A 17,464-nucleotide genomic window follows, 5' to 3' on the forward strand; every position below is an offset into this window, starting at 1 on the left:
AACTCCATCATATGCCGGACGCTTCATTTCGTAGACTTTGGCCATTCCTGCTCCTCAAGTTGTCGCGACTTGATAAATTGATGAAGCGCGCAGTCTGCGAATTTTGAACCATTAGCCCGAAAAAAGCACTGCACAAAAACGACAGACGCTACCGCCTGGACCTTAAGGAGACCTGATGCCCGGGAGGGGGCGATACGGATGCTCGACTCCGCTGCTGCTTCCGCATGGCCGCGAAGGTATCGCCAGCAAGACCCGGAAGGCGGGAGGCCGAAGTGTTCCGCTCGAATCACAGAGCAGTTTTCGCCTTGGCAGGCAACGTCACGGGCCGGACTACGGACATCAGGGCGCGCCAGCCGCTTTCATCGGCGGCGAGGCGGCGCGCGACATCCGATGGGCAAATCGACGCAGTGGGAGCACGACGGCCAGGCAACGCCCGCACGCAGGGTTGATGTCGAGCTTGATACGGGCCTCGTCGCTAGCGCATGGCTCACCCGAACAGCGCTATTCCACCCGACGCCGCGTCGAAATCGCCGATGCCGTCGAAATGACCAGATCGGCGAAGCGCCGCTCGTCGCGGTCGGCGTGCCAGCGCGACCTCGCCACCGCAATGTTCACGGCGCCGACACCCCGCCCGTGCGCATTAGTGATCGCCGCCGCCGTCGAAATGTCGCTGACGAAGTACTCGTCCTCGGTGTGGGCGTACCCCTGCTTGCGAATCTGCGCGATGCGGTCCTTGATCTTGCGCGGCTGATAAACGGTTGACGATGTGTAGGGCACGAGATTCGTACGCGACAGAATATCGTCAATTTCTCCATCGGGAAGCGTCGCGAGTATCGCGAGCCCAGGGGCAGTGCAGTACGCGGGCAGGCGCGAGCCCGTAATCACATGGGCGTTGAACACGTTGCGGCTGACGATCCGCAGTACGAATACGATGTCCCTATCGTCCAGCACCGTGAGATTGGTGGCTTCCTCCGTCTCCGAGCCCAGTTGCTGAAGATACGGCGTCGCGCGGCTCACGAGCTCGTTCGATGTCAGATAATGGTAGGTAAAGTCCAGCAGCCTTGGCGACAGCTCGTACTTGCGGCTGTCGGGATCCTTGAAAAGATAGCCTAGCGCGGCGAGCGTGAAGGTGAAGCGCTGCGTCGCGCTCATGTCGAAGCCGGTGAGCGACGATATCTCCGACAAGGACAGCTGACGCTTGCTGCCGTCGAAGGCGGTGAGCACTTTCATCGCCTTTTCGACGGACTGCACGTACAGCGACGATGTACTGGGATCCACCCCCTCGACTGGCGGCTTCGTTGCCGGACTCTTGCGCTTGCGCGGGACTTTGGGCGCTTCGATCATCACATGTTCTTCTTCAGGATCATGGGTGAATTATCGCATAGCCCTAACATCCTATCGAAATCCAATATCAAACCAGCGTCAGACCGGCACTTTGACCATGCGATCCCACGCGTCGTCCACACTGCGCGGCAGCAGATGCTTCTTGATCCGCTCGCTGGCCGTCAGTTCGAAGCTCGCCACCGCGCGGTAGTAACGCGGCAACTGGAAACTCGCGAGCCGTTCGCGCGCCCACGCATGCATGATCTCCCACGCCACCGGTTCCTCCTTGAACTGCACGTTAAGAAGGATGTCCTGCTCGCCGATCGGTGATGCCACACCGATCGCAGCACTCGCACGCACCGCCGGATGCGCCGCGAAAATCCGCTCGATCTCCCACGCCGACACATTCTCGCCGCGCACGCGCATGCTATCCGTCTGCCGGCCGATGAAGAAGAGATCGCCGTCGGCATCGCGCCGCGCGCGATCGCCCGTGTGCAGTTTGCCGTTGCGCAGCGCAGCCTGGGTCGCATCCTCATTCTTGAGGTAGGTCGGCAGAAACGTGCCATCCACCTTGCTCGAGAGCACGATCTCGCCCGCCTCGCCTCCTTTCACCGGCTGGCCGTTTTCGTCGAGCAGTTCGACCTCGATCCACGGCAGCGCGCGACCAATCGACCCCGGCTTGCCCGTGGCATTCGCAGTCGCAAAGCTCGAGCATTCGGTCATGCCATAGCACTCGCGCAAGCGCACCTTGAGGCGCTCCTGCACCGGCGCCCAGGCGGCGGCGCTGACGCCCGCGCCCCACGCGACGCGCAGCGTGTGCGCCTCGGGTTGTGCGTCCAATGGCAGTTGCATGAGGATATCGAGCACGCCGCCGAGATAATGGAGTTGCGTGGCACCCGCGCGTTCTACCTGAGACCAGAACTGCGACGCCGAAAAGCGCGGCACCGCGTGCAAGGTCACCGGCTCAAGGAACGGCAGCATCAGCATCTGCGCGCCGCCAATATGGCACAGCGGCTCCCACAGGAAGAGCCGGTCGCCTTCGCGCACGTCGGCGACGCGCAGCGCGGCCTCGCTCGCGATGCGCATCATCCGGTGCGTGAAGACGACACCCTTCGGCGCGCCCGTCGTGCCCGACGTGTAGATGACGCACAGCGGATCGTGCACGCCGATCTCCGGGCTCGTGAATGCCGCCGCCGGTTTCTGTGCATCGAATGCGGGCAGATGCACGCGTCGAGTCGTCCCGCAATCGATCGCCGCAGTCAGGGCGTCGAATTCGTCCTCGATGACGAGCAGTTTCGGCTCGGCGTGCTGCAGCAGATATTCGAGGCCCGCCCCGCGCAGCTTCGTGTTCACCGGCACCCAGACCAGCCCGCTCAGCATGAGCGCATAGATCAGGTGAACGTGACCCGCGCCGTTGCCGAGCATGACGGCGACGCGGTCGCCCTGTACGAGTCCCTCGTCCGCGAACCAGCGTTGCAACTGGGCGACATGCCGCGCGATGTCGTCGCAGGTGATCGCCTGATTGTCGAAGTGCGCGACGATGCGCGACTGCTCGCGGCGCAATCCGGCCGCGAGCAGGGGCACGCAGTCGAGTTCGTCGTCTGCGTGGCGGTGAGCGAAATATGTCGAATAGCGATGCATAGTGATATCGATTGAAAAGCGGGATTCAGCGCGCGCGGCGCTTGAGCCAGGATGAAACCGCCACGACCAGCGCGATCAGAATGACCAGCGTGGTCGACACGGCCGCGAGCGTCGGCGTGATCGCCAGCTGGATGTCGTCCCACATCTGCTTCGGCAGCGTCGAATTGATGCCACCGCTCACGAAGATCGCGATGGTCAGATCGTCGAAGGAAACGAGGAACGCGAACAGAAACGCCGCGCTCACGCTCGCCATGAGCAGCGGCAGCACGATCGACGTGATGCGTCGCAACGGCGATGCCCCCATCACGCGGGCCGCGTCGTCCAGCCGCCAGTCGAAGCGCTGGAACCCCGCCGCGAGCGTGACGACCACATAGGGGATCGCAAGCACGGTATGTCCGATCACGAGGCCGAGATTGGTACCCGTGAGTCCCAGTCGGCCGAACAGATACAGGAGGCCCACCGCGACCACGATACGCGGCACGATCAGCGGTGCGACCAGCAGCGCGAACACTGGCTTGCTCGCACGGCGCGGCATGCGCGTCATCGCGAGCGTCGCGCCGAAGCCGAGCAGCAGGGACAGCAGCGCAGTGCCCAGACCCACTTCGAACGACCGGATGATCGCGCTGCGCCACACGGGCGAATCCATGAAGGTGCCGAACCATCGTGTGCTGAAGAACTTCGGCGGAAACGCGATGTAGTCGCTCGTCGTAAACGCATAGGGAATCACGGAGAGCACCGGCGCCACGAGCACGATCATGATGATGCACGTGTAGAGTCCGAGCGGGCTCGCGGCGCGCGCGGTCGTGTCCGCGTGCGCTTTGCGGCGCATCACGAATGGCGCGAAAGCCCGGCCCGCTGTCATCAGCAGCGCGAGCCTGACGCCCTGTGCGCGCGAGCCGCGCGAACGCTCCGTCACCTCGCCCGTCAACGACGTCAGCCCGACCATGCGGTCATAGACGAAAAAGATGACGACCGAGCAGATCAGAAGCACCGTCGAGAGCGCGCCGGCGAAACGCATATCGAAGAGTTCGAGCACGGCCGAGATCACGAGCTGCGCGATCATCGTTTCCTTCGGTGAGCCGAGCAGCGCCGGCACGATGAAGAAGCCGAGGCTCGAGATGAACACGAGCAGCCCCGCCGCCGCCACGCCGGGCGACGAAAGCGGCAAGAACACCGTGAAGAAACTCATGCTGCGTTGCGCGCCGAGCGTTTCCGCCGCCTGTGCGAGGCGCTCGTCGATGCCGCGCATCACGGGAAGCATCGTCATGACCGCGAGCGGCAGCATCGAATGCACCATGCCGATGAGCACGCCCGTCAGCGACGGGATGGTGCCGCTCGTCTCGTGCACGAGGCCGAGCGAGAGCGCGATGGTGGACAGCACGCCGGTCTTGGACAGCAGCAGCATCCACGCGTAAGTCTTGACGAGATAGCTGGTCCAGAAAGGCAGCATGACCCACAGCAGCCAGCGTTCACGCACGCGCTCCGGGAGCCGGCTCAGCATGTATGCGACCGGATAGCCGAGCAGAATGGACAGCGCCGCCGTCATGAACGAGATGGCGAAAGTGATCCACAGCACCTTCGCGTAGACGGGCGTGCGCGCGATGCGCTCGAACTGCGCAAAGCCGATCTGGCCGTCGGCGCTGACGAGACCGCCTTGCAGGATCTCTCCGACCGGCACGATGAAAAACACCAGCAGGAACAGCAGCGTGGGCACGATCGGCAAAAAGCGCAGACAGCGCGCGAGCACGATGGACAGGCCACGCCGCGCAGTTTCGTTCTCGCGCTGCACATGTAGAGCGATGGTCATGACGATTCCTCAGGCGTGTAACAGCGTCGTGCGGTGCGGATCCCACGTCAGGCCGACCCGGTCGCCGACGCGCGGCGTCACGCTGCGCTCACAGCGCACGGTCAGCTCCGTGCCGTCGCTCATGGCGAGCTGTACGCGCGTGTCGCTGCCGAAGAACACGACATCCGAAATCGTGCCGTCGACAAAGCCGGTACGCGGTTCAACGAGGCGCGGCGCTTCGGGACGCAGGAGCAACGTGTGACGCACGGCGGGCGCACCCGCTGCGCTCATCGGCAACGGAATGCGGCCGCCCGCCGCGAGCAGGATCGGCTCGCCGCCCGCGCCGCGCGCGGCGTCGAGCTCGCCTTCGAGCAGGTTCGAGTGCCCGATGAAACCGGCGGCGAAACGTGTGGCCGGACGATCGTAGAGATCGGACGGCGTACCCACCTGCTCGATGCGCGCCTGGTTCATCAGGCAGATGCGATCGGACAGCGTGAGGGCTTCGTCCTGATCGTGCGTCACATAGACGAATGTCGCGCCGAGTTCCTTGTGCAGGCGTCGAATCTCGGCCTGCATGTGTTCGCGCAGTTTCTTGTCGAGCGCGCCGAGCGGCTCGTCGAGCAGAATCACCGAAGGCCGGTAAGCGAAACAGCGCGCGAGCGCAATGCGCTGCTGCTGCCCGCCGGACAATTCCTTCGGATAGCGCTTTGCGTATTCGCTCATGCGCACCATCGCGAGCGCGTCGTCCACCGCGGCGCGCACGTCGTCGCGCGACTTGCGTCGCATACGCAAGCCGTAGGCGACGTTGTCCCACACGCTCATGTGCGGGAACAGCGCATAACTTTGAAACACCATGCCGATGCCGCGCTTGCCCGGTTCGACGTGCGTGACGTCGTGTCCGTCGATCTCGATGCGCCCCGCGCTCGGCGCGACGAGCCCGGAGATCATCTGCAGCAAGGTCGTTTTGCCGGAACCCGAAGGACCGAGCAGCGTCAGGAATTCGCCCGCCTGCACGGCGAGATCCGTCGGTTCCAGCGCGAGCGCATCGCCATAGCGCTTGGCAATGCCGATCGCTTCGAGTTTCGAGCTCATCGTGCCGTCCTCAGGAAATGATCCAGGAATTGAACCGCTCGGTGACCTTCTGGCGGTTGGCCTCCCACCATTGCGGGCTGGGCAGCTTCATGTCCTCGATGTTCTCCGGCGAGGTCGGCAGCAGCGCGGCGCGCTCCTTGCTAATGGTTTCGAAGGACTTCCTGTTGGTCGGGCCGTAGGCCAGCGTGCGCGTCAGCGCGGCCTGACGTTTCGCGTCGGCGCAGAAGCGTACGAACTGCCTGGCCGCGCCGGCGCGGGGCGTGCCCTTCGGGATGCCCCAGCCCTCGATCGAATAAAGGCCCTGCTTCCAGACGATCGTCACCGGCGCGCCGCTGTCCTTTGCGGCTTGCGCGCGGCCGTTCCAGGTCGAAATCATGTCGACGTCGCCGCTCTGGATCGCCTGCATCGCCTGCGCGCCCGACGTCCACCAGATGTTGATGTGCGGCTTGATCTTGTCCAGACTCCTGAACGCGCGGTCCACGTCGAGCGGATAAAGCTTGTCGAGCGGCACGCCGTCCGCGAGCAACGCCTGCTCGAGCGTGTCGAGCGGACTGCGGCGCAGGCAGCGGCGGCCGGGAAATTTCTTCACGTCCCAGAAGTCCGCCCACGACTTCGGGCCGTTGTCCTTGAACTTGTCCGCGCGATACGCCAGCACGGTCGAATACACGTCGACGCCGAGCCAGTTCGGCGTGACCGCCTCGGGCATGATGTCCGGGAAATCGCTCGCCTTCAGGCCGATCGGCTCCAGCAGGCCTTTTGCTTCGAGATACGGAATGTCCGCCGACAGCGTCAGCGTGGTGACGTCCCACACGTAGTTCTTCGTTTGCACCATCGCGGCAAATTGCGCGACCGGCTGCGATTCGCGCGCGACGCTGACGACCTTGATGCCCGTCGCTTTCTCGAACGGGTCATAGAAGGCTTCGCGATACGCGGTCGTATACGGACCGCCCGGGTCCGATACGACGATCTGGCTGGATTGAGCGCGCGCGGCAAGCGGCATTGAGCCGGCCACTGCCAGCGCGCCCGCGCCTTGCAGAATGCGCCGGCGCGTCGGGTTGAAGTCTTGCGTCATGATTCAGGTCTCCCGCACTGGGGTTGAGAGGAAACGGCTCGACTTCAGCCCGGTCTATTTGGCGCGCTTTTTGAAGAACTCTTCCATCATGCGAGCGGGCTCGCCGGAGTCGTACGCCTCGCGCTGGATACGCTCACCCGCCTCGATGCAGTCCACGAACCCCGGCTCGGTCATCTCGCGGAAACGCTGCTTGTCCAGACGCATGGCGACGGGCGGCTTGGCGGCGAGTTCGGTGGCGATTTCCAGGGCCTTCTCGAAGACCTTGTCCTGCTCGACGATGTAATGAATCAATCCGATGCGATGACACTCGTCGGCATCCATCAAACGGCCGGAGAGCGTGAGTTCGATGGTGCGCGACATGCCGAGCATCGAATTCATGATCCATGGGCCGGTCGTGCTGGCGATGCCCGCATTGATTTCCGGCTGCCCCATGCGCACGCCCGGGTGCCCCACGCGAATGTCGCCCAGCAAGGCAACCTGGAACGCCGAACCCGCGGCCGTGCCGTTGAGCGCCATCACGAGCGGCTTGCTCAGGCCGCGCAGTGTCGCGTAGTAGCGCTGCCACTCCTTGACCCACGCCACCGCGCGCTCGCCGTCGAAGTCATGCGCCTCCGCCAGATCCTGCCCCGCCGAGAATGCGCGATCGCCCGCGCCCGTCATGATGATCGCGGCGACAGCGTCGTCGGCATTGAGGCGCTCGAGCGCCGCGATGATCGCTTCGCGCATGGGTGTGGTCCAGGCGTTCAGGCGCTCAGGACGATTCAGCGTGATGACCGCAACGCGGCCGTGATTCGAAAACAGAACTTCGTCACTCATGATTTATCGCATCGCAATAGTTGATGGTGAAATGCAATATAGATTCATCAAAAATAAGGTGCAAGCGGGTTTACGCGGAAAAGTGCAACTCGGCGAAGAAAAACGCACGCGAGCGAAGCGGATGCGTCGTGCGGTCAAGAAAAAAATCGGCGGTAAACGGGCGTGCGACTGCATCGATCGGGCCACTTTCGGCCCGATGCGGTCGCCACAAGAAAGAGAGGAGGAAGCGCGGGGACGCCGCTTCAGGCACCCTGCTGCTGCACGCGTGCATTCACGCAGGCCGCGGCCGGGGCTCGCTCCGGGTTCGCCGCGTTGGTCTTCCGATTCATGAGCCGCGGGTCGATCAAATGCTTCTGCGCCGCAGGCGATCGGCAACCGCGATCAGAATCGAAATGAACACGAACAGACACGTCGACACTACGGCGATCACCGGCGAGATCTGCTTGCTGGTCTCATACCAGAACTGCCTGGGCAGCGTCGCACTCAACCCGACCGACGAGAACGGCGCCGGGGGGACAGCATCGCGCCTCTGCATACGGCAGGATGCGTGCAACCGGCCAGTTGCGGACGTCGGCGGGCGCTATCGCATAGACATTCGAATATCGCCTGCACAGAAGCAGCGGACATTCGCGCGAATTCCGTGTACGGAGGTTCGTTGGCCTTTCCAGACAATCCGGATCGTGGGTAAAGGCTGGGCAGGACCGTCATCTGGAAGTCTGCGCACCGACGCGCAGACGCATCATCCGCTCCCTGAACCTGATTGCCCGGACATATCGGACGCATGTTCTGGACGCGCCTTCAACTCGTCCCCGGCGTGACACCTGTCCGATTTCCGTCGTCCCGATCCCATGGAGGCGCCCCGCCGAACGCTTCGACCAGGAAATCGATCATGACACGCACTCTGGCGCTGAGGTGTCGACGGCTCGGGTACATGGCGAGTATGTCGATCTCAGGCAGGCGATACTCAGGCAACACGTGAACGAGCGTGCCGGCACGTAGGTCGTTGCCGATCAGGAAGGTGGGTTGCCAGATCACGCCTTGCCCGGCGAGCGCTGCTGCGCGCGCCGTATCGCCGTTGTTCGTGTGCATGTGACAGTCGACCTTCACGGAGTGAGTCTTGCCGCCACCGTCGATCAGTTGCCACTCATCGCCGGTGGCCGCATAGGTGTACCCGATGCAGCGATGGCCGACCAGGTCCGCTGGCGCTGCCGGCACGCCGGCGCGAGCCAGATAGGCCGGCGACGCGCACAGAATGTTTTGCGATGTCGCCAGCTTGCGGGCTGCGTGGCTAGTGGAGCCGGCGCGCGAAATGCGAATGGCGAGATCGTAGCCTTCATCGACGATATCGACGACGCGGTCAATCAGGCCAACGTCGAGTTCGATGCGAGGATATTTCCTCATGAACTCGGGCCATAGCGGCGCCAGATACAGAATGCCAAAGCTCACGGGCGCGTTGATGCGCAGGCGTCCGCGTGGTTCGACCGACGCGGATGACACCAGCCCCTCGGTCTCGGCGACATCGTCGAGGATGGACTTGCAGCGGGAGTAAAGCGTCTCGCCGCCCTCGGTCAGCGACAGCGTGCGAGACGTGCGATTCAGCAGGCGCGTGCCCAAATGCGCTTCCAGTTCATTCACATAGCGGGTCACGTTGGCGGCCGACGTGCCGAGCGCATCCGCTGCGCGCGCAAAGCCGCCACGGCTCACCACCGTCACGAAAACCTCGAAGGCACGCAGGCGGTCCATGCCACTCTCCTATCATTCACAAAAACTGAATGATAGGACCATGTTTTAGGCCTTTCTACCACCAGGACTGAAGCCTATATTGCTTTCACGGGCCAAGGCATAGGGCACTGGCCGATCAAATGTATCGGGAGATAGAACATGCAGCGCTTGACGGGAAAAGTCGCCATCGTGACGGGTGCCAGCGCAGGAATTGGCCGCGCTACTGCAAAGCTGTTCGCGAAGGAAGGCGCCAAGGTGGTCATTGCGGCGCGCCGCGCGGCGGAACTTGAAACGCTCGCTGCGGAGATCGTCAGCGAAGGCGGCGAAGCCGCGTATCTGGCCGGCGACGTGCAGTCGGAGGACTTCGCGAAGGCGCTGGTCGCACTCGCGGTGAGCCGCTTCGGCCGTCTGGACATCGCCTACAACAACGCCGGTACGCTGGGCGAGATGGGCCCGACCACCGGCATTTCCGAAGCTGGCTGGAACGCCGCGCTTGCGACCAACCTGACCAGTGCCTTCCTGGGAGCGAAGCACCAGATTCCGGAAATGCTGAAGCAAGGTGGTGGATCGATCATCTTCACGTCGACGTTCGTCGGTTACTCGTTCGCGTTTCCCGGCACCGCGGCCTATGCTGCGAGCAAGGCCGGACTGATCGGCTTGACGCAGGCCCTCGCCGCCGAGTACGGCGCGCAAGGCGTGCGCGTCAACGCGGTGTTGCCGGGCGCCGTGGACACGGAGATGTATCGCGACATGAACGACAGCGACGAATCGCAGGCGTTCGTCACCGGGCTGCATGCACTCAAGCGCGTTGCAAAGCCAGAAGAGCTGGCGCGTTCGGTGCTGTATCTCGCGTCGGACGATTCGTCCTTCGTGACCGGCACCGCCTCGCTGGTCGATGGTGGCGCATCGATTACACGGACGTGACCCTCCTGGCGGCATCCGACGTTCAAGCCGCGATGCCGCCATTTCTACTTCATCCATCGAAAGGACATCACTCATGGACCTGAATCTGACAGGCAAACTCGCGCTGGTGAGCGGCAGCACAGCTGGCATCGGTCTCGCTATCGCCAGCACGTTGGCACACGAGGGCGCTCGTGTGATCGTGAACGGCCGCTCCCAGTCATCTGTTGATGACGTGGTCGCGCAGCTGAAAGCGCAGACGGGCAGCGACGTGCAGGGATTTGCGGGCGATCTCAGTACGGCCGCTTCAGCGGAAGAGCTCGCGCGACGCTATCCGGAGGTGGAAATTCTGGTCAACAACCTGGGCATCTTCGAGCCCAAGCCGTTTGAAGAGATCCCCGACGCGGACTGGCAGCGGTTCTTCGACGTCAATGTCTTGAGTGGGGTACGCCTCGCTCGCCTGTTTTTGCCTGCGATGAGGCGGGCCAACTGGGGGCGCATCATTTTCATTTCGAGCGAAAGCGGGGTGCAGATTCCGGCTGAAATGATCCATTACGGGATGACCAAAACCGCGCAGCTGGCGGTCTCGCGCGGGCTCGCCGAAGCCGTCGCCGGCACGGGCATCACAGTCAATAGCGTGCTGCCGGGGCCAACGAAATCGCGGGGAGTGGGTGAATTCGTGGAGACCCTCGCAAAGGCCGACGGCAAATCGTTTGAAGCGTTCGAAAAGGAGTTCTTCGAGAAGGTCCGTCCCACATCGCTCATCAAGCGATTTGGTTCGCCGCAGGAAATCGCGTCGCTCGTGGCCTATATCGCCAGTCCGCTTTCGTCGGCCACGACGGGCGCTGCGTTGCGCGCCGACGGAGGCGTTATAAAGAGCGCCTTCTAAACTCACGCCAGCATTGGGCCGGGCTCTGCACCTGTTTCATCGATCACTATTGCGACGCAACCGGCCCGGCTGAAGCGCTCCTTTTGTGAGCCACGTGACGATCAGCCATGGGTCGGGCTGATCGTCATTCCCGTGCTGGCGTGGTTTTTTGTAGCCTATTGGCAGCCTTGGAAAGTAGCCCTGGGAAGTCGGGTAGCCGGCCGGACCCGAATGACGGGATCGACCCGTGATGGCCGAAGCGTGCGCATAGCTATTGCGGCAGGTACCAGAGTGCGCCTGCCGATGCCGTTGCGAGAACGACGCGCCATGCGCACATGCTCCGGGAAAGCGCGCTAAAGGATACTGTCCAACGCCTTGGCAAACCTGGCAACCGCACCTTCGACGTCATGCAGTTTGTCCAGGCCAAATAATCCGACGCGGAAGGTCTTGAAGTCATCAGGTTCGTCGCATTGAAGGGGAACACCGGGCGCGATCTGCAAGCCGGCATCAGCAAATTTCTTGCCGGACCGTATGCCGTCATCGTCGGTATAGCTGACCACGACGCCTGGGGCCTGAAAACCTTCGGCCGCCACACTTCTGAACCCCCTGGCGCCGAGGAGCGAGCGAACGCGCGCGCCGAGTTCGACCTGCTCCGCCCTCACTTTGTCGAAGCCATATGCCTCGGTTTCCTTCATCACGTCGCGCAGCGTCGCGAGACTGTCCGTGGGCATCGTGGCGTGGTACGCGAACCCACCGCTCTCGTAGGCCTCCATAACCTGCAGCCACTTGCGAAGATCGCAAGCGAAACTGGTGCTGGTTGTGGCGTCGATTCTTTCGCGGGCGAGAGGGCTGAGCATGACCAGTGCGCAGCACGGTGATGCGCTCCACCCCTTTTGCGGTGCGCTGATCAGGACGTCGATGCCGCTCGCCTGCATGTCGACCCAGATCGTACCGGAGGCGATGCAATCCAGTACGAACATCCCGCCGACGGCATGAACAGCGTCGGACACCGCGCGTAAATAGGCATCCGGCAACATCATCCCGGATGCGGTTTCGACATGGGGTGCAAAAACCAGATCCGGCCTGCTTTCCCTGATCGCCGCGACCACTTCGTCAATCGGCGGCGGTGCATAGGCGGCCTGCCGTCCTTGTTCGACGGGGCGCGCCTTCAACACGATCGATTCAGACGGAATGCCGCCCATGTCGAAAATCTGCGACCAGCGGAAACTGAACCAGCCATTGCGAATCACCAGACACTTCTTGCCCGTCGCGAACTGCCGGGCGACGGCTTCCATGCCGAAAGTCCCACTGCCCGGGACGACAACGGCCGACTGCGCGTTGTAGACTTTTTTCAGGGCGCCGGAAATATCCCGTACGACTCCCTGAAAAAGCTGCGACATATGGTTGATGGATCGGTCGGTGTAAACGACTGAATATTCGAGGAGTCCCTCGCGGTCGACATCGGGGAGTAACCCTGGCACGTTCGCCTCCGGTAATAGACGAATTAAGGAATCGAACACAGATTCTAACGAAAGCCACCTGCACACGGTATCGGCCGAGACGCCCCGTTACCCATCCGACACGTTTCGGCGCGGACCGCTAATAGGTGTCGACGATTTTGACCGCGTCGCCGAGTCACCGAATCTGGCCGGGTCCAGCCTGAAATCGGCCAGGCCGAACGTAACGCCGCCGACCTGAAGCCGACGGTCGTCCGCCCCGGGTATGGCCGCCGAAAAGCGGTCGCTCCACGCTGACGCTGAGCCGCAGACGGAGGTTCGCCTGCGGACGCCGGCTCGAGCGCCCGCCTGGATGGCAACTCGGCTTCCGTATGCGCTTCACTTGCGCGCCTGCCAAACCGACTCGCTCCAGGTCGGTGCCGCTGCCCGGATGATGTCGAGGACATCTGGCGGGACGTCGCCCGCCCCGGTGAGTTGGCGCACCTCCAGTACATCGTCCACACCGAGACCGCATGGCGCGCGCAATGCCCAGGAAATCGCCTCCTCGAGCGATCCAACTTCGACGATGTAAAAGCCACCGACCAGTTCCTTGGACTCGGCAAACGGGCCATCGACGATGTAGCGTTTCCCCTTGCTAACCGCAATTCGCGCTCCGGGCGCTGCTGGGTTCAAGCCTTCGGAAGCCACCAGAACACCGGCCTTGTGCATCTCCTCGTTGAACTTCATGTACGCCGTGAGAAGGGCCTCGTCCAAACCGCCGCCTGCAGCCGGCTCCTCATTGTCTGCGCTTGCTTGCGCTGTGATGATGAATCGCATCGTCGTTCTCCTGAGTTGATTGGTGCTTCAGGACCACGACGAACGAAGGGCTGTCGAATCGACACGTTGCGGCCGGTTTCGATCTTCACGACGGACTTGTGGCCAACCGCGGGCGAACGCCAAACCGGCGTCGCGCTCTGCCTGTCATCGATTCGCATCCGGCGCCGGTCGGTCGATGACAGTCGGTTACGGCCAGGCCGGAAATACTGGCGGACCCAGTCGCCCGAAAGGACAGCTGGGAAAGGCCGACGCGAAGAAGTCGACCCGCGATGGTCGGCCTTTTTCGTTGGCGTGAATATCCCAAAAACATAGCCTCCAAACGATCTGCTAGGTTTACGCCGCCACAAGCGACAGGAACCGGTGATGGGCGGCACTGAACTGAAAACAGATTCGTTGCAACGGTGGATGATGTACAGCAAGGATGCCTACGGGAGCGGGCGCATCTTTCTCACTACCGAGCAGAAACAGGCGGTCGATGAAGGCAAGAAGTTCTCCCAGCGAGCATACGCCGATGTATGGGCAAAGGATGCCGCGCTCGTGCAGCGCGTCCGCTCGTTTCTCGGGACGTACTTCCACTGGCACCAGCGGCTGGCGAAGGCCGGCACGGATCTGGAAGTCATCCAGACCTTGCAGTCCATGATTCGCGGCGAGAGTGTCGTGTTAGTCGCCGAGCAATCCTGCTCAGGTGGCTCCGTTGCGGTCGCTACCCCGGCACAACCGAAAATGCGCAGCTTTCGCGAATCGTTGATGACCGGGTACGGCATGAGCTACGACGCTGCGACGGCCTACATCGAACGCTATAACGATAGGGTGGACCGCGTTAATTCGGTTGCGGACCGCTATGCGAACGGCGGCGCTTCGTCGCTGGCCGACACCGCGGGCGATCTGACGGAAACCGCTACACCGCTAGGCGATGCGCAGCCGTTCGCGTACGGAGCAGATACAACGGTTGGCGATTCCTTTGAGATAGCGAAAACGCCGAATCTAGATGACCCTGGGTGGTACACGAACCCCGGTTCGGGCCAAATGCGTCTATTTGGCAGTGACCGAAAGCCGATAGTCGATCTGGATTTTGACCACGCTCACAATGGGCTTCGGCCTCACGCACATAATTGGGGGCCTGGCGGACGTGATTCGGGCTATGACGTCGTTCCCTTCAGCCCCTGGAACCCCTAACGGGAAGCCACGATGCAACAATACCCCTCATTTCACGATTGGTTTCTCGTCGGAATTGCAGTCGAAGCCGAGACGAAAACCGTCGTTGTTGTCTTGCACAGCGACAACAAAGCGGACCAAGCGCAGCTGGTATTCCAAGGCGCGTCGCGCTGTGTGGCGAATGGCTTCGCCGCACAGAACATCGTCTATGAATTGAAGATTCTTGATGACTTCAATTCCGCCGAATACAAATCGGCAGTCAGTGCGCTAGAGGAGGCGCACCCCTGGGGCAGCGACTGGCCCCGAAAGAAGATTGCCTCGTTTTCCAGTTCGGTTGGCGCGGAAATGATCGTTGAATTTACCTCCTTGCGAATCGAGTCCATATGACGTGGTAACGGCGGCGGCGCGCTTCCTTGAAGTGGCGAGGCTGGCCGCGCTGATCGAGCCGCCCAAGGGGTAGCGCGTCAAGCCCGCCGCTCGGCGGATCGCGAAGAGGCCATGTCGAAACGGTTGAACATGACGCGCGGCGCCCGCGAGGTTTCCGGTACCTGGGACTACCGCGACGCGAACGTGTCGTCAGGCAAATCCGCGCCCGCGAGCTTCCAAGACCAGAGACCATCGCGCGCGAAGACAAAAGTGATCTGTTCATTGCTGGACCGGAACAATAATAGAGCCGCGTTTGCCCGACGTCGCCAATTGCAGGGACATCTGCCCATGGCTTGCAACATCGTTGGCACACGCGATGGCATACACAATTCCAAAGGACAGCCACGGAGGCCCGCTGGCAAAGGCCCCGAAAGAAGACACCAGCTTTTGGTCTACCAGGGAAACCGGACCAGTAATCGATCACCGACTCTGGCTGGCGAACCGATACACGCGGGGCACATCGTATCGACCTTCAACACCAGCCTCATGCTGCGTAGCGCGGTCAAGGCCGGCCTCGGTATCGGTGAGCTTCCGATACATCTGGCTGAACACGACGGCCTCGTGCAGATATGGCCGGAACCCGCACGTGGGGCGGTCTACGAAATCTGGCTCGTCACGCATCAGGATCTTCGGCATACCGCGCGCATCACAGCGATGACTGAGCACATCGTCGCCGCGTTCGAAGATCACACAACCCACACAAAACAGGCATGCACGCGTAGCGACGACCGGATGAAGCGGTTCTAATCGGCACGATAATCTTGCGTCCGCCCGGCTTCGGAGCAAAGCAGCAGCGTTGTGTCATTTGCCGGCCGGCGCGGTGTCAGCCGATTTGTCGTCGTTACGCGGCGCGACTCGCCATACAGCGTTACCGACATCGTCGGCCACGAGCAAGGCCCCGTGCGCGTCCAGTGCGACGCCAACGGGTCGACCCATGGCGTAGCCGTCTGCCGTCAGAAAGCCGCTCAGAAAATCCTCAGGCGCGCCAGCAGGTTTTCCATCGACAAATGGCACGAACACCACCTTGTAGCCGGCACGCGGTTTACGGTTCCATGATCCGTGCTGGCCAATAAACGCGCCGCCACGATAGTGAGGCGGGAACAGCGTCCGGTCGTAAAAGACGAGACCTAGCGAAGCCGTATGATTGCCGAGCGCATAGTCAGGCGCGATGGCCCTGGCAACCAGATCGGGGCGTTGCGGTTCAACGCGGGTGTCGACGTGCCGGCCGTAATAGCTGTATGGAAAACCGTAGAACGCCCCGTCTTTTACTGCTGTCATGTAGTCTGGGACGAGGTTGTTGCCGAGATCGTCCCGCTCGTTGACTGCTGTCCACAATGCGCCGCTGTCCGGTTGCCACGAGAGCCCATTGGGGTTACGCAACCCTGTCGCGTAGGGCAGCAAGCGCCCATTGTCCACGTCGAACACGAGGATTCGCGCTCGGCCGTCTTCGGCGCCGACTCCATTTTCCCCTGCGTTGCTGTTCGATCCCACCGTGATGTACAGATGCTTGCCGGAGCGATCAGCCAGGATATTTTTGGTCCAGTGATGGTTGATCGGCCCGGCCGGCAAGTCGGCAACCTTGACGCCGGGACTCGTAATCTGGGTGGTGCCCGTCACATAGTCGAAACGCAGCAGAGCGTCCGTATCGGCAACATAGAGTTGATTGCCAATGAGCGCCATCCCGAACGGCGAGTGCAGGCCGCGCAGAAACACGGTCTGCGTTCTCGCGACGTCGCTGCCATCCACGTCGCGCAACAGCACAATGCGATCGGGGCTCGGCACACCAGCGCCTGCGCGCTTCATGACCTGCTTTCTGACCCAGCCGAACAGGCCGCTGCCTTCATCGTGTTCATTGGGCGCGTCGCTTTCCGCTACCAGTACGTCACCATTGGGCAGCGTGTAGAGCCAGCGCGGGTGCGCGAGGCCACCGGCAAACTCGGTGACGAGAAAGCCGGCAGGAGCCGTGGGTATGAAACCGTCGGGGCGCGCCCGAACGGGCGCGATGTTGACCATCGGAACCAGCCTCGATTCGGGCGCCGGCATGGCGGGCGACGCACCGAAGCCCGCATCGTTTGAACTTGATGGTCCGACCGCGCAGGAGGCCAGCGGCAGAACCATTGAAATAGCCAGACGGTTTAGCAGGCGCATGTGGGTTTCCAGCGACGAGCGTTAATTGATGATGCATGGGAGGAATAGCAAGAAGCCGGCCCGCGACCCTGCCTGCGAAGGCGCAAACTGCTCCGTGACTCCAGCGGAAGACCTCGGCCCCCGACCTCCCGGTCTTGCCGACGCTACGTTGGCGGCTGTGCGGAACCAGCAGCGGAGTCGAACATCCAGATCGCCTCTGGCGAACATCACGGTAAGTCGTGACAACTTGAGGAGCCGGAATG

17 protein-coding genes are annotated in these 17,464 nt (G+C 62.4%); 5 read left to right on the forward strand and 12 right to left on the reverse strand.

What is annotated here, in order from left to right:
* Positions 1–286: 286 nt before the first annotated feature.
* From PQQ53_RS28530 to PQQ53_RS28570, 9 genes are all read right to left on the reverse strand, one after another.
* On the reverse strand, positions 287–439 hold the full coding sequence (locus PQQ53_RS28530; protein WP_408327838.1) for a DUF3253 domain-containing protein: 153 nt from the start codon (positions 437–439) through the stop codon (positions 287–289).
* 62 nt (positions 440–501) lie between these two features.
* Entirely contained in the window at positions 502–1,344 is an 843-nt protein-coding gene (locus tag PQQ53_RS28535; protein WP_408327841.1) for an IclR family transcriptional regulator, read from the reverse strand.
* Positions 1,345–1,422: 78 nt separating this feature from the next.
* Positions 1,423–2,964 (reverse strand): AMP-binding protein, encoded by a 1,542-nt coding sequence (locus tag PQQ53_RS28540; RefSeq protein WP_408327844.1) that lies wholly within the window; start codon positions 2,962–2,964, stop codon positions 1,423–1,425.
* Between the two features lie 25 nt (positions 2,965–2,989).
* Positions 2,990–4,771 (reverse strand): ABC transporter permease subunit, encoded by a 1,782-nt coding sequence (locus PQQ53_RS28545; protein WP_408327847.1) that lies wholly within the window; start codon positions 4,769–4,771, stop codon positions 2,990–2,992.
* A gap of 9 nt (positions 4,772–4,780) precedes the next feature.
* On the reverse strand, positions 4,781–5,842 hold the full coding sequence (locus tag PQQ53_RS28550) for an ABC transporter ATP-binding protein (protein ID WP_408327849.1): 1,062 nt from the start codon (positions 5,840–5,842) through the stop codon (positions 4,781–4,783).
* A gap of 10 nt (positions 5,843–5,852) precedes the next feature.
* On the reverse strand, positions 5,853–6,914 hold the full coding sequence (locus tag PQQ53_RS28555; RefSeq protein WP_408327853.1) for an ABC transporter substrate-binding protein: 1,062 nt from the start codon (positions 6,912–6,914) through the stop codon (positions 5,853–5,855).
* A gap of 54 nt (positions 6,915–6,968) precedes the next feature.
* Positions 6,969–7,730 carry an enoyl-CoA hydratase/isomerase family protein gene (locus PQQ53_RS28560; RefSeq protein WP_408327856.1) on the reverse strand — a complete coding sequence of 254 codons (762 nt, stop codon included), beginning with the start codon at positions 7,728–7,730 and terminating at the stop codon, positions 6,969–6,971.
* A 343-nt stretch (positions 7,731–8,073) separates the two neighbouring features.
* Positions 8,074–8,265, reverse strand: a complete 192-nt coding sequence (locus PQQ53_RS28565; RefSeq protein WP_408155638.1) for a hypothetical protein — start codon at positions 8,263–8,265, stop codon at positions 8,074–8,076.
* 263 nt (positions 8,266–8,528) lie between these two features.
* Complete coding sequence (locus PQQ53_RS28570; RefSeq protein WP_408327859.1) at positions 8,529–9,473, reverse strand: LysR family transcriptional regulator; 945 nt, start codon at positions 9,471–9,473, stop codon at positions 8,529–8,531.
* 138 nt (positions 9,474–9,611) lie between these two features.
* Here PQQ53_RS28570 and PQQ53_RS28575 point away from each other — a divergent pair, with 138 nt between their 5' ends.
* The gene (locus PQQ53_RS28575; protein WP_408145788.1) at positions 9,612–10,376 is read left to right on the forward strand and encodes an SDR family oxidoreductase; all 765 of its coding nucleotides are present in this window, start codon (positions 9,612–9,614) and stop codon (positions 10,374–10,376) included.
* Positions 10,377–10,449: 73 nt separating this feature from the next.
* Positions 10,450–11,241: an SDR family NAD(P)-dependent oxidoreductase gene (locus PQQ53_RS28580; protein WP_408145790.1), complete on the forward strand. Its 792-nt coding sequence runs from the start codon at positions 10,450–10,452 to the stop codon at positions 11,239–11,241.
* A 332-nt stretch (positions 11,242–11,573) separates the two neighbouring features.
* Here PQQ53_RS28580 and PQQ53_RS28585 read toward each other — a convergent pair whose 3' ends face one another.
* Both PQQ53_RS28585 and PQQ53_RS28590 read right to left on the reverse strand, forming a co-directional pair.
* Entirely contained in the window at positions 11,574–12,701 is a 1,128-nt protein-coding gene (locus PQQ53_RS28585; RefSeq protein WP_408327862.1) for an aminotransferase class V-fold PLP-dependent enzyme, read from the reverse strand.
* Between the two features lie 354 nt (positions 12,702–13,055).
* The gene (locus tag PQQ53_RS28590; RefSeq protein WP_408145794.1) at positions 13,056–13,493 is read right to left on the reverse strand and encodes a YciI family protein; all 438 of its coding nucleotides are present in this window, start codon (positions 13,491–13,493) and stop codon (positions 13,056–13,058) included.
* A gap of 363 nt (positions 13,494–13,856) precedes the next feature.
* Between PQQ53_RS28590 and PQQ53_RS28595 the strand changes: the two genes are divergently transcribed.
* The 3 genes from PQQ53_RS28595 to PQQ53_RS28605 all read left to right on the forward strand — a co-directional run bounded on the left by PQQ53_RS28595 (position 13,857) and on the right by PQQ53_RS28605 (position 15,821).
* A complete protein-coding gene (locus PQQ53_RS28595; RefSeq protein ID WP_408327865.1) occupies positions 13,857–14,669 on the forward strand; it encodes a hypothetical protein in 813 nt (270 codons plus the stop codon).
* A gap of 12 nt (positions 14,670–14,681) precedes the next feature.
* The gene (locus PQQ53_RS28600; RefSeq protein ID WP_408327867.1) at positions 14,682–15,035 is read left to right on the forward strand and encodes a hypothetical protein; all 354 of its coding nucleotides are present in this window, start codon (positions 14,682–14,684) and stop codon (positions 15,033–15,035) included.
* A 111-nt stretch (positions 15,036–15,146) separates the two neighbouring features.
* A complete protein-coding gene (locus tag PQQ53_RS28605) occupies positions 15,147–15,821 on the forward strand; it encodes a LysR substrate-binding domain-containing protein (protein WP_408327870.1) in 675 nt (224 codons plus the stop codon).
* A gap of 54 nt (positions 15,822–15,875) precedes the next feature.
* Here PQQ53_RS28605 and PQQ53_RS28610 read toward each other — a convergent pair whose 3' ends face one another.
* Complete coding sequence (locus PQQ53_RS28610; RefSeq protein WP_408327873.1) at positions 15,876–17,222, reverse strand: PQQ-dependent sugar dehydrogenase; 1,347 nt, start codon at positions 17,220–17,222, stop codon at positions 15,876–15,878.
* Between the last annotated feature and the right edge of the window lie 242 nt (positions 17,223–17,464).

Origin of the sequence: Paraburkholderia strydomiana (assembly GCF_046030495.1) — a bacterium.
In the GTDB taxonomy this organism is placed as follows: Bacteria; Pseudomonadota; Gammaproteobacteria; order Burkholderiales; family Burkholderiaceae; genus Paraburkholderia; species Paraburkholderia strydomiana_A.